The 639-nt window shown below is 43.2% G+C and carries 2 protein-coding genes; both read left to right on the forward strand.

Features of this window, described 5'->3' with window-relative positions; genetic code table 11:
• The coding region (locus EO125_RS09710) for a hypothetical protein (RefSeq protein ID WP_206168383.1) at positions 1-453 on the forward strand (453 nt) is incomplete at its 5' end.
• Positions 438-639: hypothetical protein (locus tag EO125_RS09715; RefSeq protein WP_164726514.1), on the forward strand; the 202-nt coding region annotated here is incomplete at its 3' end. The genes EO125_RS09710 and EO125_RS09715, both read left to right, overlap by 16 nt.

Below are 639 nucleotides of genomic sequence, written 5' to 3' on the forward strand. Positions count from 1 at the left end.
GGAAAGCAGATTATGAAAATATCAAACATCAGATGGGAGACAGTGAGGGAGATATTCGAGTACCTGTATCCACTGGGACCGGTGAGACCAGTGCAGTTCGGGAGAGAGTACACGAAGGAACAACAAGAGGTTCTCTGGAAGGAAATGAAGGAAGTGGCTCCGAACATCAACGAGGCGGGGGACCATCCGACATGCAGTCTGGGCTTCAAGGAGAGACGTTGGAACTGGACAGTGGAGGACATAGCGGTAACAGCGAAGTTAGAGAAAATGGCAGAAATGTCAATAGAAGCCAAAGCGAACAACTGCAAGGTAATCTGGAACAAGTTCCTATTCGGGGGCGGGATGATAACGGTGGAAACTCCGGACGTGGAACACTTACAGAAGAAAGGCGGACTATTAAGGGAAGCATTAATAGAAGAATTCTTAGAAGATGGAATTTGGCAGAAAAATTAATTGAAACCGCTACAAAAGAAAATGCAGAGCAAATACTTACTGATGTGCGTAATACTATGAACAAACTTCATGCTAAAACCGACATGTACCATGAAGAAAAAGCACATGCTCTAATCTCTTTAGTAGATGCTATGTTTAAAATTGATAGTAAACTTGGAAATACCAAGCTCAGCGAATCATTGACAT

It is taken from the genome of Veillonella sp. VA139, assembly GCF_003992005.1.
Lineage (GTDB): Bacteria > Bacillota > Negativicutes > Veillonellales > Veillonellaceae > F0422.